This is a genomic window from Nocardiopsis sp. NPDC006938 (assembly GCF_042869555.1).
Classification (GTDB): Bacteria; Actinomycetota; Actinomycetes; order Streptosporangiales; family Streptosporangiaceae; genus Nocardiopsis.
This window is the reverse complement of record NZ_JBIAGA010000009.1, coordinates 223,094-244,897: the sequence shown is the minus strand read 5'-3', so window position 1 is coordinate 244,897 and position 21,804 is coordinate 223,094. Positions and strand designations below refer to the sequence as shown.

Annotated in this window: 18 protein-coding genes; 9 read left to right on the top strand and 9 right to left on the bottom strand. The window is 72.6% G+C overall.

Translation table 11 applies throughout. From position 1 onward, the window contains the following. On the bottom strand, positions 1 to 788 hold a 788-nt coding region (locus tag ACFYL4_RS16305; RefSeq protein WP_387519035.1), incomplete at its 3' end, for an acyl-CoA dehydrogenase family protein. 199 nt (positions 789 to 987) lie between these two features. Between ACFYL4_RS16305 and ACFYL4_RS16300 the strand changes: the two genes are divergently transcribed. Further along, positions 988 to 2,802 (top strand): AMP-dependent synthetase/ligase, encoded by a 1,815-nt coding sequence (locus ACFYL4_RS16300; protein ID WP_387519034.1) that lies wholly within the window; start codon positions 988 to 990, stop codon positions 2,800 to 2,802. A 61-nt stretch (positions 2,803 to 2,863) separates the two neighbouring features. Here ACFYL4_RS16300 and ACFYL4_RS16295 read toward each other — a convergent pair whose 3' ends face one another. Next, entirely contained in the window at positions 2,864 to 3,712 is an 849-nt protein-coding gene (locus tag ACFYL4_RS16295; RefSeq protein ID WP_357761378.1) for an LLM class F420-dependent oxidoreductase, read from the bottom strand. A gap of 184 nt (positions 3,713 to 3,896) precedes the next feature. On the opposite strand from ACFYL4_RS16295, the gene ACFYL4_RS16290 reads away from it, so the two are divergent. Continuing rightward, a complete protein-coding gene (locus ACFYL4_RS16290; protein WP_387519033.1) occupies positions 3,897 to 4,697 on the top strand; it encodes a winged helix-turn-helix domain-containing protein in 801 nt (266 codons plus the stop codon). An 11-nt stretch (positions 4,698 to 4,708) separates the two neighbouring features. On the opposite strand, the gene ACFYL4_RS16285 is transcribed toward ACFYL4_RS16290, so the two are convergent. Beyond that, the gene (locus tag ACFYL4_RS16285; RefSeq protein WP_387519032.1) at positions 4,709 to 5,578 is read right to left on the bottom strand and encodes a helix-turn-helix domain-containing protein; all 870 of its coding nucleotides are present in this window, start codon (positions 5,576 to 5,578) and stop codon (positions 4,709 to 4,711) included. A 142-nt stretch (positions 5,579 to 5,720) separates the two neighbouring features. Then, the gene (locus ACFYL4_RS16280) at positions 5,721 to 6,647 is read right to left on the bottom strand and encodes a LysR family transcriptional regulator ArgP (RefSeq protein WP_387519042.1); all 927 of its coding nucleotides are present in this window, start codon (positions 6,645 to 6,647) and stop codon (positions 5,721 to 5,723) included. A 93-nt stretch (positions 6,648 to 6,740) separates the two neighbouring features. On the opposite strand from ACFYL4_RS16280, the gene ACFYL4_RS16275 reads away from it, so the two are divergent. Beyond that, the gene (locus ACFYL4_RS16275) at positions 6,741 to 7,442 is read left to right on the top strand and encodes a LysE/ArgO family amino acid transporter (protein WP_387519031.1); all 702 of its coding nucleotides are present in this window, start codon (positions 6,741 to 6,743) and stop codon (positions 7,440 to 7,442) included. A 55-nt stretch (positions 7,443 to 7,497) separates the two neighbouring features. On the opposite strand, the gene ACFYL4_RS16270 is transcribed toward ACFYL4_RS16275, so the two are convergent. Next, positions 7,498 to 8,352 (bottom strand): NAD-dependent protein deacetylase, encoded by an 855-nt coding sequence (locus tag ACFYL4_RS16270; protein ID WP_387519030.1) that lies wholly within the window; start codon positions 8,350 to 8,352, stop codon positions 7,498 to 7,500. Positions 8,353 to 8,394: 42 nt separating this feature from the next. Between ACFYL4_RS16270 and ACFYL4_RS16265 the strand changes: the two genes are divergently transcribed. Continuing rightward, positions 8,395 to 8,559 carry a hypothetical protein gene (locus ACFYL4_RS16265; protein ID WP_387519029.1) on the top strand — a complete coding sequence of 55 codons (165 nt, stop codon included), beginning with the start codon at positions 8,395 to 8,397 and terminating at the stop codon, positions 8,557 to 8,559. On the opposite strand, the gene ACFYL4_RS16260 is transcribed toward ACFYL4_RS16265, so the two are convergent. The 3 genes from ACFYL4_RS16260 to ACFYL4_RS16250 form a co-directional block, all read right to left on the bottom strand. After that, positions 8,546 to 9,259, bottom strand: coding sequence for a PIG-L deacetylase family protein (locus tag ACFYL4_RS16260; protein WP_387519028.1), 714 nt, complete (start codon positions 9,257 to 9,259; stop codon positions 8,546 to 8,548). The genes ACFYL4_RS16265 and ACFYL4_RS16260 overlap by 14 nt on opposite strands. 130 nt (positions 9,260 to 9,389) lie before the next feature. Beyond that, a complete protein-coding gene (locus ACFYL4_RS16255; protein ID WP_387519027.1) occupies positions 9,390 to 12,761 on the bottom strand; it encodes a pyruvate carboxylase in 3,372 nt (1,123 codons plus the stop codon). A 253-nt stretch (positions 12,762 to 13,014) separates the two neighbouring features. Next, entirely contained in the window at positions 13,015 to 13,614 is a 600-nt protein-coding gene (locus tag ACFYL4_RS16250; RefSeq protein ID WP_387519026.1) for a TetR/AcrR family transcriptional regulator, read from the bottom strand. A 73-nt stretch (positions 13,615 to 13,687) separates the two neighbouring features. Here ACFYL4_RS16250 and ACFYL4_RS16245 point away from each other — a divergent pair, with 73 nt between their 5' ends. The 5 genes from ACFYL4_RS16245 (at position 13,688) to ACFYL4_RS16225 (ending at position 21,551) form a co-directional block, all read left to right on the top strand. Continuing rightward, positions 13,688 to 14,875, top strand: a complete 1,188-nt coding sequence (locus ACFYL4_RS16245) for an alpha/beta hydrolase fold domain-containing protein (RefSeq protein WP_387519025.1) — start codon at positions 13,688 to 13,690, stop codon at positions 14,873 to 14,875. A 709-nt stretch (positions 14,876 to 15,584) separates the two neighbouring features. Next, positions 15,585 to 16,247 (top strand): ABC transporter ATP-binding protein, encoded by a 663-nt coding sequence (locus tag ACFYL4_RS16240; RefSeq protein ID WP_357761404.1) that lies wholly within the window; start codon positions 15,585 to 15,587, stop codon positions 16,245 to 16,247. Further along, complete coding sequence (locus ACFYL4_RS16235; RefSeq protein WP_387519024.1) at positions 16,248 to 19,220, top strand: FtsX-like permease family protein; 2,973 nt, start codon at positions 16,248 to 16,250, stop codon at positions 19,218 to 19,220. Next, positions 19,207 to 20,508 carry an MFS transporter gene (locus ACFYL4_RS16230; protein WP_387519023.1) on the top strand — a complete coding sequence of 434 codons (1,302 nt, stop codon included), beginning with the start codon at positions 19,207 to 19,209 and terminating at the stop codon, positions 20,506 to 20,508. Before ACFYL4_RS16235 ends, ACFYL4_RS16230 begins: the two co-directional genes overlap by 14 nt. Beyond that, positions 20,505 to 21,551, top strand: coding sequence for a ketoacyl-ACP synthase III (locus tag ACFYL4_RS16225; protein WP_357761413.1), 1,047 nt, complete (start codon positions 20,505 to 20,507; stop codon positions 21,549 to 21,551). Before ACFYL4_RS16230 ends, ACFYL4_RS16225 begins: the two co-directional genes overlap by 4 nt. Here the strand turns inward: ACFYL4_RS16225 and ACFYL4_RS16220 are convergent. Next, positions 21,527 to 21,784 carry an acyl carrier protein gene (locus tag ACFYL4_RS16220; RefSeq protein WP_357761415.1) on the bottom strand — a complete coding sequence of 86 codons (258 nt, stop codon included), beginning with the start codon at positions 21,782 to 21,784 and terminating at the stop codon, positions 21,527 to 21,529. The genes ACFYL4_RS16225 and ACFYL4_RS16220 overlap by 25 nt on opposite strands. Positions 21,785 to 21,804: the final 20 nt, after the last annotated feature.

Below are 21,804 nucleotides of genomic sequence, written 5' to 3'. Positions count from 1 at the left end.
CGGGTCGCCTCGAAGGTCTTCATGGCGGCCTGGCCCTTGGAGCGCTTACCCTCCTTGGCGCGGGCGAGGCGCTCGTCGAGCTTGTCCTTGCCGCCGATCAGGCAGGCACCGGGGACGCGCACGTTGTCGAGAACGACCTCGGCGGTGTGGGAGGCGCGGATGCCGTGCTTGGCGAACTTCTGTCCCTGGGAGAGGCCGGGGGTGTTCGGCGGGACGATGAAGGAGGCCTGCCCGCGCGAACCCAGGTCGGGCTCCACGGAGGCGATGACGACGTGGACGTGGGCGATGCCGCCGTTGGTGGCCCAGGTCTTGACGCCGTTGAGCACCCACTCGTCCTTGGCCTGGTCGTAGACGGCGCGGGTGCGGATCGCGGAGACGTCCGAGCCCGCGTCGGGCTCGGAGGCGCAGAACGCGGCGACCTTGACGTCGTCGGGGGTGCCGAACATCTGCGGCGCCCACTCACCGATCTGTTCCGGGGTTCCGGTCTTGCTCAGCGACGCGGCGGCCAGGCCGGTGCCCATGATGGACAGCCCGATGCCGGAGTCGCCCCAGAACAGTTCCTCGATGGTGACGGCCATGCCGAGGCCGCTCTCCTCGAAGGCCTGGGTCGCGAAGAAGTCCAGGGAGTAGAGGCCGATCTTGGCGGCCTCCTGGATGATGGGCCAGGGGGTCTCCTCGCGCTCGTCCCACTCGGCGGCGGCCGGGCGGATGACGTCGGCGGCGAACCCGTGGGCCCAGTCCCGGACGTCGCTGATCTCTTCGGGAAGCTGGAGGGAGAAGTCGGGCACGGGGTGGCTCCTTGGGGTCGTGCGGGGACACGGAGGGCGGGGCGAAAAGGTGTTACCAGTGGTTACGCATGAACATATTACCCATCAGTAGCACCGGTGGGGGAGGGTCCTCCTTCGCCCCTCTCGGGAAGGTGGCGGAGTGCTACGCTCGACTGTGTTCTGGGTCACATCATCGAGGAAGCTGTCTCCAGGAGCCCCCATGACCTCCGATCCCGGCACCGCGAACGACCCCACCCACCACACCCTCCCCGAACTGCTCCGGCGCAACGCCCGCGAGTACCCCGACCTCCCCGCCCTCTCCTGGCGAGCACCCGGCGACACCGCCTGGACCACCCTCACCTGGGCGCGGGCCCGGGAGGCCGTCCTCGACCTCGCCGAGGGGTACGCGGCGCTGGGAGTGCGGCCTGGAGACCACGTCCTGCTCATGATGGGCAACCGGCCCGAACACTGGCTCTCCGACCTGGCACTGGTCCACGCCGGGGCGGTCCCCACCACCGTCTACTCCACGGCCGCACCCCAACAGGTGGCGCACGTGTGCCGTCACAGCCGGGCCCGCCTCGCCGTGGTCGGCGACCCCGGGTCCGCCGCCCTCTGGGAGGGGCTCCTCGCCGATCCCGGTACCGCCCTCGCCACCCTCGTCGTGGTCGACGACCCCGACCCCGCGCGCGGCCACACGCCCTACGCCCGGTTGGGCGACACCGGGCCCTCCCCGGCCCGGGAGCGCTGGCGCGACCTCACCCCCGACCACCTGGTGACCGTCGTCTACACCTCCGGCACCACCGGCGACCCCAAGGGGGCCGCCATCACCCACCGGCAGGTCCTCGCCCAGGCTACGGCCCTCGACGCCGCGGTGGACCTGCCCGCCCACCCCAGCCACGTCTGCTATCTGCCGCTCGCACACGTCGCGGAGCGGCTGCTGAGCGTCTACCTTCCGCTCCACCGCGCCTCCCACGTGTGGATGTGCGCCGACCCGGCCGCCCTGGCCGGGGTCCTGCCCGAGGTCCGGCCCCAGCACTTCGTGGGGGTGCCCCGTGTCTGGGAGAAGCTGGCCTCGGGCGTCCGGGCCGCCCTCGCGGCCCTACCGGAGGAGATCGCCTCCGTCGTCGCCTCGGCCCGCGAGACCGCCACCGAACACCACGGGCTCCGGGAACGCGGCGAGGAGGTTCCCGCGGAGCTGGAGGAGCGCTTCCGGCGGGCGAGCGAGACCGTGCTCACCCCGCTGCTCGCCCGGATCGGTCTCGACCGCGTGCGCCTGGCCTCCAGCGCCTCGGCGCCCATGCCCGTCGGGGTCCTGCGATTCTGGGCCTCCCTGGGCGTGGACGTCATGGACGTGTGGGGCCTCACCGAGTCCGTCGGTGTGGCGACCCTCAACCGCCCGGAGCCCGGGCGCCACCGCCTCGGCTCCGTGGGTCTGCCCGTCGACGGGATCGAGGTGCGGCTGGCCGAGGACGGCGAGGTGCTCCTGCGGGGCCGTTCGATCTTCGAGGGCTATCTCCGACCGGACGGCTCGGTCCCGCCCGCGACGGACGCCGAGGGCTGGTTCGCCACCGGCGACGTGGGCCGGATCGACGAGGACGGCTTCCTGTGGATCACCGACCGCAAGAAGGAGATCATCGTGACCTCGGGCGGCAAGAACGTACCGCCCGCGCTGGTGGAGAACACCCTCAAGGAGCACCCGCTGATCGGTCAGGCCCTCGCGCATGGCGACGGCCGCCCCTACCTGGTGGCGTTGCTCGTGCTCGACGGCGAGACGCTCGGGGCGTGGGCGGGCGAACGCGGGATCGACGGCGGGGGCGGGGAGCTGGCCGACCACCCGGAGGTGCGGGCCGAGGTGGATCGCGCCGTGGCGGCGGCCAACGCCCGGCTCAGCCGCCCCGAACGGATCAAGCGCTACCGGCTCCTGGCGGGGGAGTGGAGCGCGGACACCGGGGAGCTCACCCCCTCGCTCAAACTCCGTCGCCGCGTGGTCGAACAGCGCCACGCCGAGGACCTGGCCGACCTCTACCGGGAGTGAGGCCCGCCCCGCCCGCCCCGTCACGCCCGTTCCCACCGCGCCCCGTCCCGGCCCCCGGTGTTCAGGAGGCCAGGGCGGGCGCCAACCGGGCGAGGCTGCCGAACAGGTCGCACTCCCCGGGGAGCGGTTGTGCCACCACGTGGTCGGCCCCGGCGTCCAGGTACGAGCGCAGCACCGCCGCCACCCGGTCGGGGCCGCCCTGGGCGACCAGGTCGTCGATCAGCGCGTCGCTGCCCTCGCCCACCAGGTCCGACTCCGTGTACCCCAACCGCTCCAGGTTGGCCGCGTAGTTGCGCATCCCCAGGTAGAAGGCCATCCCGCGGCGGGCCTCCTGCCGGGTGCGCGCGGGATCGGCCCCCAGTACCAGCTTGTGTTCGGGCGCCAGCAGCGGGCCGTCGCCGAGCAGCCCGCGCGCGAACCGGGCGTGCGCGGGAGTGACCAGGTAGGGGTGGGCGCCGGCGGCGCGTTCCGCGCTCAGGCCGAGCATCCGCGGGCCCAGAGCGGCCAGCACCCGGCGGTCGGCGGGCACGCCCTCGCGGTCCAGCACGTCCAGGTAGTCCCGCATCCCCTGGAGCGGTCGGACGGCGTCGGGGCCGTTGAGCTCCCGGTGTCCCGCGCCCAGCCCCAGCAGGAACCGCCCCGGATAGGCGGACTCCAGGCCCGCGAAGGAGTCGGCGACCTCCTCGGCCGGGGACGCCCAGATGTTCACGATCCCCGTGGCCACCGCCAGCCGCGACGTCGCCGCCAGGGCCGTGGCGGCCGGTTCCAGGTCGGCCGGTGTCGAACCGCCGAGCCAGAGGGCGCCGAAGCCCAGGCGCTCGATCTCGGCGGCGACGTCCTCGTCGAGGACCTGGTGGTTCAGCCAGACGCCGTACCTGCCCAGGTCGACCGGTGTCGCGTTCAGACCCATGGGTGCTCCTCGGTGATCTCAGCGGTCCCCGTGCCGGCGGGGAGATGCCGCCACCAACCTACGGCGGGGCGGCCCGCGTGCGGCGGACCCCGGTTCCCCCCGCCAGTCGGGTCCGCGCGCAGTATCCTGCGGGGGCGGGCCCCGACCGCGCGGGCCTCTCCTCTGACCCCCCGGAGACGGCGAGATGAGCGTGCACCTGTTCCCGGTCGACGACGTCGACCAGGTCGTCACGGTCCAACAGGACTACGAGAGCGACACCCCCATGGACACCCACCACCTGAGCCCGGGGCAGACCCGGACCTTCGGGCGCGGCGGCCGCGACCGCGACGTGGACATGCTGCTCGGGGCGGGGGACCGCGCGGTGCACCGGTACGCCGGAGACATCACCTCCCACGGGGACCACTGGCGGATCAGCAACCTCAGCTCCAACAAGGCCTACATCGTCGAGAACACCGAGCGGTTGGCCGGGTACGTCCAGGTCCAGCCGAACACCCACGGCATGGTGGTGCCCTTCGAGACCTCCCGGGTGCGCATCCCCGGGGCGACGGGTGAGCACAGCTTCCTCGTGATGGCCCCGGCGGCGTGCAGCGCCGTCCTGTCCCCGCACGGCGCCGGTGCGAGCCGGGACGGATGGGCGGACACCACCGGTGAGCGCACCGAGGCCAACAGCTTCCGCATGGACCGGTGGCACACCTACTACCGGGTCCTGGTGGCCCTCTGCGAGCCCCGGCTGCGCGGCCTCACCCCGCCGGTCCCGACCCAGAACCAGGTGGCCCAACGGCTGGGGATCGGCACGGCGGCGGTGAACGCCCAGGTCGACTACCTGCTCAAGGACAAGTTCAGGGTCGAGCCGGAGGGCGGGGGTCAGGGGCAGGGGTGGCGCTCACAGGTCCTGATCGACAAGGCGCTGCACTTCGGGGTGGTGACCGAGCGTGACCTGTCGCTGCTCGCCGAGGCCCCGGAGGTCTCCAGGGCCGCCGAGTAGGCGGCCCGGGTTCAACCCGCCCGGGCGGGCGTCCAGTGGTCCACGGCCTCGGCCACGCGTGCGGCCGACTCCTCACCGGACAGCGCCGCCGCCTCCAGCACCGTGAAGACGGCGCGGTGGGCGGCCACGTCGCGCTCCTCCTCCAGGTACAGGGACGCGCTCACCGTGCCCACGTGCACCACGGCGTCGTCGTCGGCCTCCGGGAACTCCAGGAGCGTGAACGGTCCCTCCTGGGCGGGGTGCCCGGGGGCGCCGAGCGGTAGTACCCGGACGGTGACGTTGTGGCGTACGGCCAGGTGGCCCAGGTGCTCCAACTGCTCCCGCATCACCTCGGGGCCGCCGACGCGTCGGTGCAGGACCGCCTCGTCGACCACCGCGGTCACCCGGGGCGGCCGGATCTCGTTGAGCAGCTGCCGCCGCAGGCCGTGCGCCTCCATGAGACCGGCCGCCTCCGGCCCGGTACCGCCGGGCCTGGCCTCCAGCACCGCCTCCGCGTAGCGCGGGGTCTGGAAGAGGTCGGGAACGCGGTGCGGGGCGTGGACGCGCAGGGCCGCGGCCTCCGCCTCCAGGTCGGGCAGGAGGGCGTGGTCACGCGGGCCCGGCCGGCCGTCCCACCAGCCCCGGGTGCCGGAGTCGCGGACCAGCTCCATGAGGAGTTCGCGGGTGTCGGTGCCGACGCCGTAGACGTCGGCGAGCCGCGCCACGTCGCCGGGCGAGGGCCGCTGCACACCGGTGTTCTCCATCCGGGACAGTTTCGACGCGGTCGTTCCCGCCTCGGCCGCCGCCTCGTGCAGCGTCTTCCCGGAGCCCTCCCGGAGCGCGCGCAGGGTCCGTGAGAGGCGGCGTCGGCGCAGGGTGGGGCTCTTGCGTTTCTGGTCCACGTGGGGTTTCCCTTCCGGGGGGCGGGTTGCGGGTGTGGTCTCCGCAGGGAAACGCTAGGACATGAACCGCTGTTCCGGGGCGGGAACGGAGCAATTCGCCGAGAAAAGGGAATGGCTCCGCATTCCATTCTTCCGGTCGAATTCAGGAATTCTGTTCGCGGGGGCCGGTGCGCTCCGTCCCCCAGGGGCGCAGCCGGGCTGCCGCGCCCTCCCGCACGCGGCGGGTCACCTCGTCCAGCAGGGGGGAGCGCAGGTTCCAGCGCTGCCAGAACAGCCGGACCTCGACCGGGCGGTCCGGCGCCAGCGCGACCAGCCGCCCGGACGCCAGGTCCTCGGCGCACTGCTGTTCGGGGACCACGCCCCAGCCCCAGCCCAGCAGAACGGCCCGCGCGAAGTCCTCCGACGCCGGGACGTAGTGGACCGGCCCGCGCGAACCGGCCCCGGTGAGGTCGCGCAGGAAGCGGTCCTGGAGGTCGTCCCTGCGGTCGAAGTTCACCACCGGGGCGTCCGGCAGCCGCCCGGGATCGGTGGCGCCGTGCCGCTCCGCGAAGCCCGGGGAGCACACCGCCCGGTAGCGCAGGACGCCCAGGGGCTCCACGGAGCAGCCCTGGACCGCCTCCGGCGTGGAGGTCACCGCCGCCATCACCGCGCCGGAGCGCAGCAGCCCCGTGGTGTGTTCCTCGTCCTCCCGGTGCAGCTCGAAGACGGCGCCCAGGTCCGGGGGCAGGTCGGAGAGGGCCTCCAGGAACCAGGTGGACATGCTGTCGGCGTTCACGGCGAGCGGCACCCGGGTGTGGTCGCCCTCCTCGCCGACGGAGCCGAGTTCGGCGCGCACCTCCCGGCCCAGGAGCAGCACCTGTCGGGCGTGGCGCAGTACGGCGTCGCCCGCCCCGGTGGTCGTGACGGGATTGGTACGCCGGACCAGGACCTGGCCCGCGGCCTGCTCCATGGTCCTGACACGTTGGGACACGGCCGAGGAGGTGACGTGCAGGCGGCGGGCGGCGGCCTCGAAGGTGCCCTCCTCGACCAGGGCGGTCAGGGTGCGCAGGTGGTCGGGTTGGAAGGGCAACGGGCGCTCCTGACGTGGGCTCATAAGGAATGCTTAGGGGATCTGAAAAAGTTGAGCTTTACTGTACAGGGGTGCGTGGTGGAGGCTGACGGGGTGAACGACACCCTTCTCCCCGCACTGATGGGGTTCGGCACCGGCCTGGCGCTCATCGTGGCCATCGGCGCCCAGAACGCGTACCTGCTCCGCCTCGGCATCGACGGCAGACCCTCAGCCGTGCTGGCGGTGGTACTGGTCTGCGCGGTCTCGGACGCCCTGCTCATCACCGCCGGGGTGGTGGGCGTCGGCGGCCTGGTCGAGGCCCTGCCCGCGGCGATGGTGGCGATCCGCCTGCTCGGGGCGGGCTTCCTGGTGGTGTACGGCCTCTTCGCGGCCCATCGCGCCCTGCGGCCCGGGCGGGCCCAGGTGCTGGTTCCGGCCGCGAGCGCGCCCGGCGCGGGCCCTGAGGGGGAGGGGGCGGACGGTGGCACGACGGCCGGCCCGGGGACGGCGCTCGCCACCCGGACCGGGATCGGCGCGGCGCTGCTCACCGCGCTCGCCCTCACCTGGCTGAACCCGCACGTGTACCTGGACACCGTGCTCTTCCTCGGGTCGGTCGCCAACCAGCAGGTCGGTGAGGCCCGCTGGTGGTGGGCGGGCGGCGCCGTGACGGGCAGCTTCGTGTGGTTCTTCGCGCTGGGTTTCGGAGCACGGCTGCTGCGCCCGGTGTTCGCCCGCCCGGGGGCCTGGCGGGTGCTCGACGGGGTCATCGCGGTCGTCATGCTCACCCTGGGCGTGCGCCTGGCCCTGGGCGGATGACCCCGGAGTCCACGAATCTACGTAGTAAAGGACATGCTTCGGGTGGGTCGAACGGTCAGGAGTCCTCCGGGCCCGAGGCGTCCACGAGCGCGCGCAGGACCTCCGAGCAGCCGAGCCCCACGGTCAGGGCCGCCACGTCGTCGGCGCGGGTGGTTCCGCGGTTGACGATCACCACCGGCTTCCCCTGGCCCACGGCGTGCTTGACGAACCTGCGGCCGGAGAAGACGGTCAGCGAGGAGCCCAGCACCAGCAGACCGGCGGCCCCGTCGACCCGCGCGTAGGCCTCCTGGACACGGGCACGGGGCACGTTCTCGCCGAAGTACACGATGTCCGGTTTGAGGGTCCCGCCGCAGTCGGCGCAGTCCGCCACCCGGAAGTGGTCGGTGGAGGCCAGTACGGCGTCGGCGTCCGGGGCCACCTCGACGTCGGCCACCTCCTCGGCGAAGCCGGGGTTGAGAGCCGTCAGACGGGTGTCCAGCTCCGCGCGGCCGGTCACCGCCCGGCAGTCGAGACAGATCACCCGGTCGTAGCGTCCGTGCAGGTCGACCACGTCGCGGCTGCCCGCCGCGTCGTGCAGGGTGTCCACGTTCTGGGTGATCACCCCGCAGACCCGCCCGGCGCGTTCGAGCTCGGCCAGGGCGCGGTGGCCGTCGTTGGGCGCGGTCCCGGCCATGCGGCGCCAGCCGACGTGGTTGCGCGCCCAGTAGTGGCGGCGCGAGGCAGCGTCGCCGACGAACTCCTGGTAGGTCATGGGCGTGCGCGGCGGTGAGTCGGGGCCCCGGTAGTCGGGGATACCCGAGTCCGTGGAGATCCCGGCGCCGGTCAGCGCGATCACGGGGCCCGCGCCCAGGACGTCGCGTACACGGCGGGCGGCCTCGGCGGCCGCTGGGGGACGGATCGTGTCGGTCACCCTTCGAGGATAGGTCGCCGTGTCCAGGGGTCTTCCCCGACCGTGTTCGCCTGCTTCTACGGCGGGCTCGTACTGGCCGCGGGCCCCCTGACCGGTGCCGGGGGGCTCACCGCCCTGTGGGCGGGGTACGCGGTGGCCGTCGCGGGTCTGGTCGTCGGTCAGACCACCGCACTCGTCCGTCGTCTGGGCGAGCTCAGGCGGTGTTGACGATGCGGAAGGCCTCGGCCAGGCGGCCCTCCGGGAGCCCGCCCTCGGCGGCGTTGGCCGCCATCCACTGCCGCAGCATGGGCTCCAGCTCGGAGACGTCCCCGATCTGGCTCTCGTGCGCGGCCAGCGCCGCCACCTTGCGCTCGAACACGTCGGTGATGTCCGTGTGGTGGTGCGGTGCCGGGCCCCCGACCACCCACACCTCGCCGACGGTCCAGGGGGCCAGCCCCTCCTCGTGGAGGAGTTCGCGGTGCGCGTGCGGGTTGCGGGCGTCGGGGAAGACCGCGTCCAGGGCGGCCGCGCCGGCGGCCCGGTGGTCGGGGTGGCTGGCGGCTACGCTGTCCCAGTCGCGGTCGGGGCTGGGGACCACCAGTCGTTCCGGTCTGACCTGCCGGATCACCCGGGAGATGTCGCGCCGCAGGGCGAGGTTGGCCTCCACCCGTCCGTCGGGGTAGCCGAGGAAACGCACGTCCTTGACCCCGACCTCGGCGGCGGCCCTGCGCTGCTCCTCGCGGCGCATGGCGGCGATCTCCGAACTGTCCAGGGTGAGCTCGTCGCCCCCGGCCTCGCCGTCGGTGATCATCAGGTAGACGACCTCGGTCCCGGCCCGGGTCCACAACGCCACGGTTCCCGCGCAGGAGAAGTCGGCGTCGTCGGGGTGGGCCATCACTACCAGTGCGCGCTCGGGCACGTCAGCCACCGGGGGCTCCTTCCGTCGCGGGCGGTCCCGCGTGATCGGTTCGGTCAACAGCGTACGAAACCGGACCACGCGTCCGCGCCGGACGGTGTCCGGGGCCCGGCCGGTCTCCACCGGTTCCGGGCCCCGGGGTTCAGCCCAGGTGGACGATGAGGTCGCCGCCCTCGACGCGCTGGGCGCCGTCGACGGCCACCCGCGCGACCACCCCGGCCCTCGGCGCGGTGATGGAGGCCTCCATCTTCATGGCCTCGATGGTCGCGACCGTGTCCCCGGCCCCGACCGCGTCGCCCACGCCCACGGTCGGGGTGACCACCCCGGCGAAGGGGGCGGCGATCTGGGCGGGGTCGTCGCGGTCGGCCTTCTCCGCTTCGGGGGTGTCGGAGGCCAACGACCGGTCGCGGACGTGCAGCGGCCGGAGCTGGTCGTTGAGGGTGGTCATGACGGTGCGCATGCCGCGCTCGTCGGCCTCGCTCACGGCCTGGAGGCCGATGAGCAGTCGCACACCCGGCTCCAGGTCCACCACGTGTTCCTCACCCTCGCGCAGTCCGTAGAAGAAGTCGCGGCTGTCCAGCACGCTGGTGTCGCCGTAGGCGGCCCGGTGCGCCTCGAACTCCTTCGCGGGGCCGGAGAACAGCAGCCGGTTGAGAGTGGAGCGGGGTTCCTCGGCGAGCCCGTCGCGGTCGGCGTCGGTGAGAACGGCGGTGGGCCGGGCCTCGCCCCGGCCGCGCAGCGCCCGGGTCCGGAAGGGTTCGGGCCAGGCGCCCGGCGGCACTCCGAGCTCGCCCCGGAGGAAGCCCACGACGGAGTCGGGTACGTCGAACCGGTCCGGGTCGCGCTCGAACTCCTCGGGCGCGACCCCCGCGCCCACCAGGTGTAGGGCCAGGTCACCCACGACCTTGGAGGAGGGGGTGACCTTCACGAGGCGGCCCAGCATGCGGTCGGCGGCGGCGTACATCGCCTCGATGTCCTCGAACCGGTCGCCGAGCCCCAGCGCGACGGCCTGGGTGCGCAGGTTGGACAGCTGACCGCCGGGGATCTCGTGGTGGTACACGCGGCCGGTCGGCGAGGACAGGCCTGCTTCGAAGGGTGCGTACACCCGCCGTACCGACTCCCAGTACGGCTCCAGCTCGTTCACGGCGTCCAGCGAGAGGCCGGTGGGGGTGCCGGAGTGGTCGAAGGCGGCCACGATCGCGGACAGGGAGGGTTGCGAGGTGGTGCCCGACAGGGACGCCACCGCGCCGTCCACCGCGTCCGCGCCCGCGTTGACCGCCGCCAGGTAGGTGGCGAGCTGGCCGCCCGCCGTGTCGTGCGTGTGCACGTGGACGGGTAGGTCGAACTCGCGGCGCAGCGCGCCCACCAACCGTGCGGCGGCCGGGGCACGCAGCAGCCCGGCCATGTCCTTGACGGCGAGCACGTGGGCGCCGGCCGCCACGATTCGCTCGGCGAGTCGCAGGTAGTAGTCCAGCGTGTACAGCCGCTCGCCCGGGTCGGAGAGGTCGGCGGTGTAGCACAGCGCCACCTCGGCGAGCCCGGTGCCGGTCTCGCGGACGGCGTCGACGGCGGGGCGCATCTGCTCGACGTCGTTCAGGGCGTCGAAGATCCGGAAGACGTCCACGCCGGTGGCGGAGGCCTCCTGGACGAACGCCCGCGTGACCTCGGTGGGGTAGGGGGTGTAGCCCACGGTGTTGCGTCCGCGCAGCAGCATCTGGAGGGCGACGTTGGGGACGGCCTCGCGCAGTGCGGCCAGCCGCTCCCAGGGGTCCTCCGCCAGGAACCGCAGCGCGACGTCGTAGGTGGCGCCGCCCCAGCACTCCAGGGACAGCAGCTGGGGCAGGGTGTGCGCGACGGCGGGCGCGGCGGCGAGCAGGTCCCGGGTGCGCACCCGGGTGGCCAGCAGCGACTGGTGGGCGTCCCGGAAGGTGGTGTCGGTGACGCCCAGGGTGTCGGAGTCACGCAGCCAGCGTGCGAAACCCTCGGGGCCCAGGTCGAGCAGGCGTTGTCGGGACCCGGCGGGTGGCGTGCCCTCGGGCACCGCGGGCAGCTTGTCGGCGGGGTCGACCAGGTGGGGGCGTTCGCCGTGCGGCTTGTTCACCGTCACGTCGGCCAGGTAGGTGAGCAGGCGGGTGCCCCGGTCGGCGGAGGGGCGAGCGGTCAGGAGTTGGGGGCGCTCCTCGATGAACGAGGTGGTCACCCGCCCCTGGCGGAAGTCGTCGTCCTCCAGGACGGCCTGGAGGAAGGGGATGTTGGTGGAGATGCCCCGGATGCGGAACTCGGCGACGGCGCGCTGGGCCCGGCTCACGGCCGTGGCGAAGTCGCGGCCCCGGCAGGTGAGCTTGACCAGCAGGGAGTCGAAGTAGGCGCTGACCTCCGATCCGGCGGCGGCGGTGCCGCCGTCGAGGCGGATGCCCGAGCCGCCGGGGGAGCGGTAGGCGCTGATGGTTCCGGTGTCGGGGCGGAAGCCGTTGGCGGGGTCCTCGGTGGTGATGCGGCACTGGAGGGCGGCGCCGTGGAGGACGATCGCGTCCTGGGACAGGCCCAGGTCGGCGAGGGTCTCACCGGAGGCGATGCGGATCTGCGACTGCACGAGGTCGACGTCGGTGACCTCTTCGGTGACCGTGTGCTCGACCTGGATGCGGGGGTTGAGTTCGATGAACACGTGGCGGCCGTCCCGGCCCACCAGGAACTCGACGGTGCCCGCGTTGCGGTAGCCCAGTTCGCGGGCGAGCCGCACCGCGTCGGCGCACATGCGCTCGCGGAGCCCGGGGTCGAGGTTGGGGGCGGGGGCCAGTTCAACGACCTTCTGGTGGCGGCGTTGCACGGAGCAGTCGCGTTCGTAGAGGTGGATCACGTCCTCTCCGTCGGAGAGGATCTGCACCTCGATGTGGCGGGGGTCGACCACGGCGCGTTCCAGGAAGACGGTGGGGTCGCCGAAGGCGGTCTTGGCCTCGCGCATGGCGGCCTCGATGGAGGCGCGGAGGTCGGAGGGGGTGTCCACGCGGCGCATGCCTCGGCCGCCGCCTCCGGCGACCGCCTTGACGAACACGGGGAAGCCGATCTCCTCGGCCGCGTCGACCAGGCCGTCCACGTCGGTGGAGGGTGCGGTGGAGTCCAGGACGGGGACGCCCGCCCGCCGGGCGGCGGCGATGGCGGTGGCCTTGTTCCCGGTCAGTTCCAGGACCTCGGCGGGCGGGCCGACGAAGGTGATGCCGGCCTCGGCGCAGGCCCGGGCCAGGGCGGGGTTCTCGGACAGGAAGCCGTAGCCGGGGTAGACGGCGTCGGCACCGGCCTCGCGTGCGGCGCGGACGATCTCGTCCACGGACAGGTAGGCGCGGACGGGGTGTCCGGGTTCGCCGATCTGGTAGGCCTCGTCGGCCTTGAGCCGGTGCAGGGAGTGGCGGTCCTCGTGGGGGAAGACCGCGACGGTGCGGGCTCCCAGTTCGTGTCCCGCGCGCAGGGCGCGGATGGCGATCTCACCTCGGTTGGCGACCAGTATCTTCTCGAACATGTGCCGGGTGCCTCCTGGACTCCGTGTCGCGGTACCGGCGCGGGTCGGCGCTGCCGCCGGGGCGGCCGGTACTCCGGGTGCTGCCGGTGGCCGCGCGGGACGCGGTGCCCGGGCGGGGTCACCGGAACCCTAACGAGGGACGGGCGGGTGGGGGGAGACCGGGGTTACCCGTGGGTAGTTTCGTGGTGGGCTGGGCGCTTTGGGGAGTGCTGGGCGGTTCGGGCCACCGGTGCGGTCGGGAGGGGCGGGGCGCTCACTGCTCCAGGAGCCGGACGGCGGCCTCCACGGCGGCGCGGTGTCCGTTCAGGGGGGCGTCCTCGGGGAGTCTCGCCGAGCTGATCCAGAGGCCGTCGATGACCACCAGGAGCATCTCGGCGGTGGCCTCGAGGTCCTGCTCGGCGGTCAGGGCGCCCTGGTCCCGCGCGTACTCCAGGAGGCGGAGGAAGCTGAGGCGGGTCTGTTCGGTCAGGGTCCTGAGCGTGTCGGCGAACACGGGGTCCACCGCGGCCCGGGCGTAGAAGGCCGCCCAGATCCGGGCCTGGGCCAGTTTCCGCTCGTCGGTGGGGAGCATTTCCAGCAGGACCTGGCGCAGGGCGCCCGCGAAGTCGAGTCGGCCCGGCCCGATCCGTAACCGTCCGAAGCGTTCGGCGACCTCGTCGACGGTCACGTGGAGGGCGAAGCGGAGCAGCTGGTCCTTGGAGTCGAACTCCCGCTGGACGGCGCCCGCCGACAGGCCGGCCTCCGCCGCGACGGTCCGGACGCTGACACCCTCCAGGCCCTGGCGCGCGGCGATCCGGTGCAGGGCCTCCGCGATCTCGCGGCGTCTGCTCTCCTTGTCCACGATCTTTGGCACGGGTTCATTCTGGCACAGGGCGGGCATGAATGATACGCTCGTATCGATACGGACGTATTAAGGTTGTGCTCGCTTGACCTCAAAGGCCCCCACCCGCTCACGGGCTCTCGTCACCGGCTCGGCACTGCTGTGCCTTCCCGGCCTGGCCGGGGTCGGCCTGGTGCTCCTGCCACCCCTGTCCCTCCAGATGTGGCAGGCCGCGCTGGTCGTGCTGGAGTTCTCGGCCGTCCTCGCGCTGCCCGCCCTCGTCGGGGCGGTGCTCGCGCTGAGAGCCCTGCGCTCGGGGGGCGGACGCGGCGCCGCCGTGCTCGCGGGGGCCAACGCGCTCCTGATGGTCCTGGTGCTGGTCCCCTCGGTCTCCGTCTGGCAGACGGCCCGTGAGGAGGGCCTGCGGCTGGACCCCCTCCAGTACGCGGCCGGGTTCGCGACCCGGGCCGACCGCGAGCCGGTCACGGTCGAGTACGCCAGCCCCGGGGGCGAACCGTTGGAGCTCGACGTGTGGCGGCCCGAGGGCGGGGTGCCCGACGGCGCCCGGCTCCCGGTCGTGGTCAACGTGCACGGCGGCGCGGAGGACCTGCCGCAGAGCCTGCTGCCCCGATGGGACACCTGGCTCGCGGACAGCGGCGGCACCCGTGTGGTCTTCGACGTGGACTACCGCTACTTCCCCGACGGCGACTGGTCGGTCGCCCTGGCGGACGTGCGCTGCGCCCTGGGCTGGGTGCGCGAAAACGCCGCCGACTACGGCGGCGACCCCGAGCGGATCGCGCTCAACGGCCAGTCGGCGGGAGGGCTCCTGGTACTGCTCGCCGCGTACTCGGAGGAGCCGGCCCCCAGCTGTGACACCGAGGTCCCCGAGATCGGGGCGGTCGTCGCCTGGTACTCGGCGACGGACGGCACCGCCGAGGCGCCGCCCGTGCCCTGGCGTCAGCGCCGGTCGCCGGTGGGAGACGACCTGGTGGAGTCGAGTGAACGCATGGTCGGCGGTCCGCCGGAGGAGCACCCGCGGGAGTACGAGGCGATGTCGCCCATCCTCCAGGTCGACGAGGACAGCCCGCCCACCCTGCTCATCACCGCGGGCCACGACTTCTTCCTGGGAACCGAGGACAACGGCCGCATGGTCGACCGGCTCGCGTCGGTGGGGGTTCCCCACCACCACGTGGAACTGCCGTGGACGGAGCACATGTTCGATCTGAACTGGGGAGGGCTGTCCAGCCAGGTGGCCAGAAAGAGTATCGTCGACTTCCTGGGTGAACATTTGTAGTTCCTTTCGACGTAAGGCCTCCGGTTCGGGTGCGTGATTCCCTCGCCCGAACTCGGTGGTCTTCTTCGCCGTGCCCGCGTGTGGAGAAATGATCCGGTTTTCAACTTAATGCAGTCTTAAAAGAGTCCTAAGGTGGGGGAACCATGGGGTTCCGTTTTCTTTCGCGCGCCACCCGTTCGGGCGTTCTCCGGTGAACGTGAATGGCGGGAGAACGCGTTCCGGTTGTGTTCGACAGCGTTCGGTGTGCGCCGAGGGATCGCGTACCGAAAGGCTGAAACGCGTGCTGAGGCCCCTACGCACAGTGGTTCTCCGGGTTCCCGTCCGACCCGGTAGGGCTGGTGCGAAGCGGTTTGGGTCAGTCCCGGATTCCGCAAAGGCAATGGTGAGAAGGGTGTGTTGCGGGGTCGTGTGAGCAATGGTCAAACCATTCTCGCGAACCGGTACCCGGTTCCTTTGTCTCACTGGCTGAAACCTGCCGGGTATTGCGGTATCCGAATCTCCGAGAAGTGTTGACAAGGGTCATTTCCTCTGCTTCGATTTGGCACTCAGACGGAGATCTTCTTCGGAACTGAACGAGTGCACAGTGCCGCCGCGTGCCGCCGCTGGTCGGTGGCGGGGCGCGACACCAGTAAGGGAACCCGTGACCAACCCAGTCGTACGCGTAAAAGACATAACAAAGACATACGGTGATGGTCGGATCGCGGTTCCGGTGCTGCGCGGAGTTTCCCTGGACGTCGCCGAGGGCGAGTGGGTCTCGGTGATGGGGCCCTCGGGATGCGGCAAGTCGACGCTGTTGAACTGCGCGTCCGGCCTCGACCGGATCGACGGCGGGAGCGTGCTCGTCGAGGGGGACGACATCCACGCCATGTCCGAGCGCGGCCGCACCGCCTGGCGCGCGCGCCGCACCGGCTTCGTGTTCCAGGGCTACAACCTCATCCCGGTCCTGTCGGCCGTCGAGAACGTGGAGATGCCCCTCCTCCTGGGCGGGGTACGCCCGAGAGAGGCCCGTCGCAAGGCGCTCACGGCACTCACGCGCGTGGGGCTGGGAGAACGCTCCGACCACCTGCCCGCCCAGCTGAGCGGCGGCCAGCAGCAGCGGGTCGCGATCGCCAGGGGCATCGTGCACGACCCGGCCATCGTCTGGGCGGACGAGCCCACCGGCGCCCTCGACTCCTCCTCGACCTCCGAGGTGCTGGCGCTGCTGCGTGAGCTCCACGCCGACGGCCTCACCCTGATCATGGTGACGCACGACCCCGATGTGGCCGCCTTCGGCGACCGCGAGGTCCACATGCTCGACGGCCGCGTGGACCGGGTCGAGGTCACCAACGCGCGGACCGACCGCCAGGCCACTCCCGCCGGGGGCGACGAGTAGATGAACGACGCCATCACGCTGGCCGTCGCGGTCGCGTCCCCCCTACTGCTGATCGGGCTCGCCGCGCTCTCCGCGCGCGGCAGGCTGAGCGTGCGCATCGCCGCCCGCAACGTCGGCCGGCGCCCCGGCCAGACCCTGCTCGTGGCCATGGGCCTGTCCCTCGCCGCGCTGCTGTTCTCCGCGTCCTTCACCCTGGAGTCCACGCTCCACCAGGCGATGCGGGCCCAGCAGACCGCCGACCTCGGCGGTGTCGACGCCGTCGTCACCCCGGGAGGCGACGACCGGACCGGGGACGGTGACGCCCGGAGTACCGACGACCGGGACGAGACCGACCGGGACGACACCGACGCCGATCCGTCCATGCTGGACCGCGACGACGTCCGTTCCATCGAGCGGGCGCTCGACGACCCCGACACCACCGTCTCCTCCCTACTGGCTCTGCGCCTGCCGGTCTCCCACGCGCGGGCCGACCGCGGCGACCCGGGGCTCATGGTGCTCGGCGCCGCCAACAACGACACCGCGATCCGCCTTCTCGACGGTGACGGCGAGGAGATCGCCCGCGACGGCCTGGGCGCGGACGACGTCCTGCTGAGCGACGCCGCGGCGCGGGAACTGCGCGCCGAGCGCGGCGACACCGTCGAGGTCGCCGGGAGCCAGGCACGCGTCGTCGGCGTCTACGAGTCCGGGGCGCCGCTGACTCCGCCCGGCTCGGCCCTCGTACCGCTGTCCGCGCTCCAGCGCGCCACCGACCTCGACGGGCGGGTCAACACCGTCACCCTCTCCTACGGCGACGAGGTCACCTGGGACGAGGACGAGGACCCCGTCCGCACCGACCTGTCCGGGCTGGTCGACGACCGTGGATGGGACGCCGAACCGCTGCGCGCCTCCGCCCACGGCAGCGCCGACCGCCTCGCCAACGACCTGGCCACCCTCTTCCTCCTCTTCAGCCAGCTCTCGATGGTCGCGGGCGTGCTCCTCATCGTCCTGGTCGTCATGATGCTCGCGGGGGAGCGCCGCCAGGAGTTCGGCGTCCTGCGCGCGATGGGGATGAAGCGGGGCCGTCTGGGCCTGGTCCTCGCCGTCGAGGGGCTCGGCTACGCCGTCCTGGCGTCGGCGGCCGGAACGCTGCTGGGCTGGTTCGCGGGAGCCGCCGCCTCGCGTGTGCTGAGCGACCGCGTCACCGACCCGTCCATGCCCGCCCCCACGCTGGAGTTCGGCTTCGACCCCGTGGCCATGGCGACCGCCTACCTCATCGGCGTCTGCGTGATCACGGCCGTGTTCACCCTGGCGGCCGTGCGCGCCTCCAAGGTCGACATCGTCGCGGCGCTGCGCGGGGCCGAAGTACCGCGCCGACGCCGCTGGTGGTCGGTTCCGCTGTTGGTGCTCGTCCTCCTCCTGGGCCTGGCCACGGCCGCTCTGGGAGTCCAGAACGGCACCGCGACCGAAACCCTGACCGGCCTCACGCTGGCACTCGGCGGGCTGGGCGCGCTCCTGCCCAGGGTGCGGGTGCCCGCCAGGGCCGCCCACTCGCTGTGCGCCGTCGCCGTGATCGCGCTCTGGTCCGTGCCGGGCGAGCTGTTCGGCGACACCGGCTCCGGCATCACGCTGTTCTTCCTCGCCGGTATGGCCCTGGTCGCCGCGGGCGTGTGGTTGTTCGTGGCCAACAGCGACCTCGTCCAGCGGTTCCTGCGCCGGGTCCTGTCGCCCCTGCCCGCGATGACCTCGGTCGTGCCCATCTCGGTGGCCTACTCCGTGCGCAACCGGGTCCAGGCCGGGATGACCATCGCGATGCTGAGCATCGTCGTCCTCACCATCACCCTCAGCGGGTTCGTCACCGCCGCCGTCAACCAGGTCTACTCCGACCACCGGTCGGTGACCGGGGGGTACGACGTGCGGGCGGAGTGGGTCGCCGCCCAGGGCGCGCCGCCCGAACTGCGCCGCGTGCTGGAGGAGAGCCCGCGCGTGGACACCGCGAAGCTCTCGGGCGTCGGCGGGTACGAGGAGGTGCGGGCCCGGGCCCGCCAGGTCGACGCCGACGGCGGGGCCGAGGAGGTCCGGGTCTGGGGCGCCGACGACGACTACCTCCTGGGCAACCGCTACCCGGTCTTCCTGCGCGCGGACGGCCTGGACACCTCCGAGGAGGTGTGGGACGAACTCCGCCGCTCCCCGAACACGGCCGTGGTCTCGGCGGCCATGATCCCCAGTGACTCCGCGGCTTTCGTGGGCGGCGGCGGCGACCTCGAACTGGAGGGTGTGGACGTCCTGGACGACCACCTCCCCGCGAACCTGCGGTTGGAGGTCACCGCCCCGGACGGCGGCCGCACCACGCTCCGGGTCATCGGTGTGGTCGACCGCAGCGCGGCCTACCTCGGCGACGTCGTCACCTCGTCCGAGGGGCTGAGCCGGGTCACCGGTCAGGACAGCGTTCCGGCGAACTGGTTCGTCCGGGCCCAGGACCCCGACGGGGCCGCGCGACTGGAGGTCGCCCTCCAGCGCGCGCTGATGGACCACGGCGTCACCACCACCCCCATGCGGGAGGAGGTCGAGTTCCAGGCCTCGTCCAACGGTGTCGTGCAGTGGCTGCTGATGGCGTTCATGGGCTTCGGCCTGGTCGTCGGCTGCGCCGCCCTCGGGGTGGTCAGCATCAGGTCGATCTCCGAGCGCCGCAACCAGATCGGCGTTCTGCGCGCCATCGGCATGCAGGTGTCCGGGGTACGCAGGCTCTTCCTGATCGAGTCGCTGGTCATCACCGTGAGCGGTATCGCCCTCGGTGTGGGTCTGGGCTTCGCGGTCTCGCCGGGGCTGGTCGACTCGCTGCGCGTGGACCTGCCCGGGGTCGTCTACACGGTCCCGGTGTCCGTGCTGGTCGGGGTCGTCGGGGTCACCCTGGTCTTCTCCACGGTCGTGTCGGTCCTGACGTCGCGAAGAGCGGGCGAGGTACCCCCTGCGGAGGCGCTCCGTGGCCAACCCTGAGCACACCCGCGCCCCCCTGCGCGTCAACCGGTCGTTCCGTATCCTCTGGACCGGTCAGTTCGCCGCGCAGCTCGGGCCGGGCATGGGGGCCGTCGCCTACCCCGTCATCCTCCTGGACCTGGGAGGCACACCGGCCCTGACCGGGTCGGTGACCTTCCTCCTGGGGGTGGCGGCGGTGGCCGCCCGGCTCCCCGCCGGGGCGGCGGCCGACCGGTTCGACCGGCGCGCGCTGATGATCGCGGCGCAGGGCACCCGGATGCTCGCGATGGCGGTCCTGTGCGCGGGGCTGTTCACCGGGGCGACCTGGATGCTGTGGCTGGTGGTGGTCGTCGCGCTGGTGGACGTGGTCGGGCACGAGGCCTACCGGTTCGCCGAGCGCGCCGCGCTGCGGCACATCGTGCGGCCCGGCGACCTGTCCGCGGCGGTCGGCCGCAACGAGGCGCGCAACCAGGTCGCCTCGCTCGTCGGACCGGTGCTCGGCGGGTGGCTGATGGCCGCGTCCCGGGCCCTGCCGTTCGGCGCGGCCGCCCTGGGCCACGCGTTCGCGGCGTTCGGGCTGCTCTTCGTCAAGGAGCGGTTGCAGGACCCGAGGACGCCTCGGGGGTCCGGGGACGGGGGCGGGCACCACACCTGGACCGAGGCGTTCACGTGGATCTGGGCGCGCCCCGAGCTGCGGGTGCTGCTGCTCAGCTGCGTCACCCCGAACCTGGTGATCACCGGTGTCGTGCTCACCGTCGTCATGGTCGGCGCCGAGGCGGGCGTGGGCACCGGACAGATCGGGACGGTGCTCGGCGTCGCCAGCCTCGGCGGGATCTGCGGCGCGCTGGGCGCCTCGGCCCTGCTGCGCAGGTTCTCCTCCCGGACCCTGGTGCTGGCCGCGCTGTGGTGGCTCCCCGTCACGGTCGTGGTCGCGATCCCCCTCGTCGACCACTGGACGGTGGTGTTCCCGCTCGCGGGGGCCATGGCGGCCGCGCCGCTGCTGTCCATCATCCTCGGCACCTACCAGCTCCTGAACACCCCCGACCGGCTCCAGGCCCGGGTGGGCAGCGCCTGCACGTTCGTCACGGGCGTCGCCGCGCCCCTGGGACCCCTCGCCGCGGGGTTCGGTCTCCAGTTCGCCGGAACCCCGCCCCTGTTCCTGGGCTTCACCCTGCTCATGTCGGTCGTCGCCGTGTGGGTCTCCCTCGACCCCAGCACACGGCGGCTGAGCTCCCTCCCCGCGTCCCCGGACCGCTCTCCGGGGACACCCCCTGACCAGGCACCCCCCAGTGCGAAGGAAGTGTCATGAGACCACACCAGGATGTCCCCTCCACCTCCGGCAGCACGCTTCCCCACAGGTACCCCGTGGGAATCCTGGGGGTCGGTTCCCACGTCCCCGACACCGTGGTCACCAACGAGGAGCTCTCGCGGCGGCTCGACACGAGTGACGAGTGGATCGTCGCGCGGACCGGCATCCGCGAACGCCGGTTCCTGCCCGAGGGGGTCGGCACCACCGACATGTGCGTCGCCGCGGCGGAACGCGCTCTGGAGGAGGCTCGGACCGACGCCGCCGACCTCGACTGCGTCATCGTCGCGACCTTCACCTTCGACCAGCTGCTGCCCTCCACCGCGCTGACGGTGGCCGAGCGGATCGGCGCCCGCCGTGCGGTGGCGCTCGACCTCAACCAGGCGGCGTGCTCGGGCGGACTGTACGGCATGTGGACGGCGCTGCACCTCTTCCAGGGGGGACAGTTCCAGCGGGTGCTGGTGATCGGGGCCGAGGCGCTCTCGCGCATCACCGACCCCGACGACCGCTCCACGCGGGTGTTCTTTGGCGACGCGGCGGGCGCCGCCGTGCTCGGGCCCGTGGAGGAGTCCAGCGGGGTGCTGTCCTGGAGCCTGGGCGGGACCCTCTCCCACGGGGTGGAGGTCCCGGCGGGGGGAACGCGCGAACCGTTCGGCCCCGAGGTCGTGGGCACCGGCCGCCACTACCTCAAGATGAACGGTCCGGAGGTGTGGGAGCAGGTCATGACCCGCGTCCCGCCGAGCGTCGAGGAGACGCTCAAGCTCGCCGGTCTGCGCGCGGACGAGGTCGACCACTACGTCTTCCACCAGGCCAACAAGAACCTCGTGACCGGCCTCATGGACGCGCTGGGACAGCCCAGGGAGAAGGCCGTGACCACCATCGAGGAGTACGGCAACACCGGTGCCGCCACGATCTTCACGGTGCTCGACCGGCTCCAGAGGAGCGGCCGGCCCCGCGCGGGCGAACACGTGCTGATCGCCGTCATCGGGGCCGGCTTCCTCTGGGGCAGCATGTGCCTGCGTCAGCAGGCCGCCCCCGCCGCCTGAGCGCGGACCAGGTCCAGCAGGTCCCCCACACTGCCGAGGTCCTCGAACCCCTCCTCCGGGACTTCCACCCCGCACCTCTCCCTGATCAGTAGACGAATCTCGTATCCGGCGATCGAGTCCACCCCCACGTCCTGGAGGAGGTCGCCCCTCGTGATCGGCGTTCCCGGGGCGTCAGTCGCCTCCTGAACGATGTCGAGGACCACCGATTCGTCCGCTGTGAATTCCGCTGCCATGTGTTCCTCGTTCCCGCCGT

Coding starts and splice junctions, on each gene's coding strand:
- ACFYL4_RS16300 (WP_387519034.1), top strand. CDS start 988: ATGACCTCCGATCCCGGCACCGCGAACGACCCCACCCACCACACCCTC.
- ACFYL4_RS16295 (WP_357761378.1), bottom strand. CDS start 3,712: ATGGGTCTGAACGCGACACCGGTCGACCTGGGCAGGTACGGCGTCTGG.
- ACFYL4_RS16290 (WP_387519033.1), top strand. CDS start 3,897: ATGAGCGTGCACCTGTTCCCGGTCGACGACGTCGACCAGGTCGTCACG.
- ACFYL4_RS16255 (WP_387519027.1), bottom strand. CDS start 12,761: ATGTTCGAGAAGATACTGGTCGCCAACCGAGGTGAGATCGCCATCCGC.
- ACFYL4_RS16235 (WP_387519024.1), top strand. CDS start 16,248: ATGAACGACGCCATCACGCTGGCCGTCGCGGTCGCGTCCCCCCTACTG.
- ACFYL4_RS16225 (WP_357761413.1), top strand. CDS start 20,505: ATGAGACCACACCAGGATGTCCCCTCCACCTCCGGCAGCACGCTTCCC.
- ACFYL4_RS16220 (WP_357761415.1), bottom strand. CDS start 21,784: ATGGCAGCGGAATTCACAGCGGACGAATCGGTGGTCCTCGACATCGTT.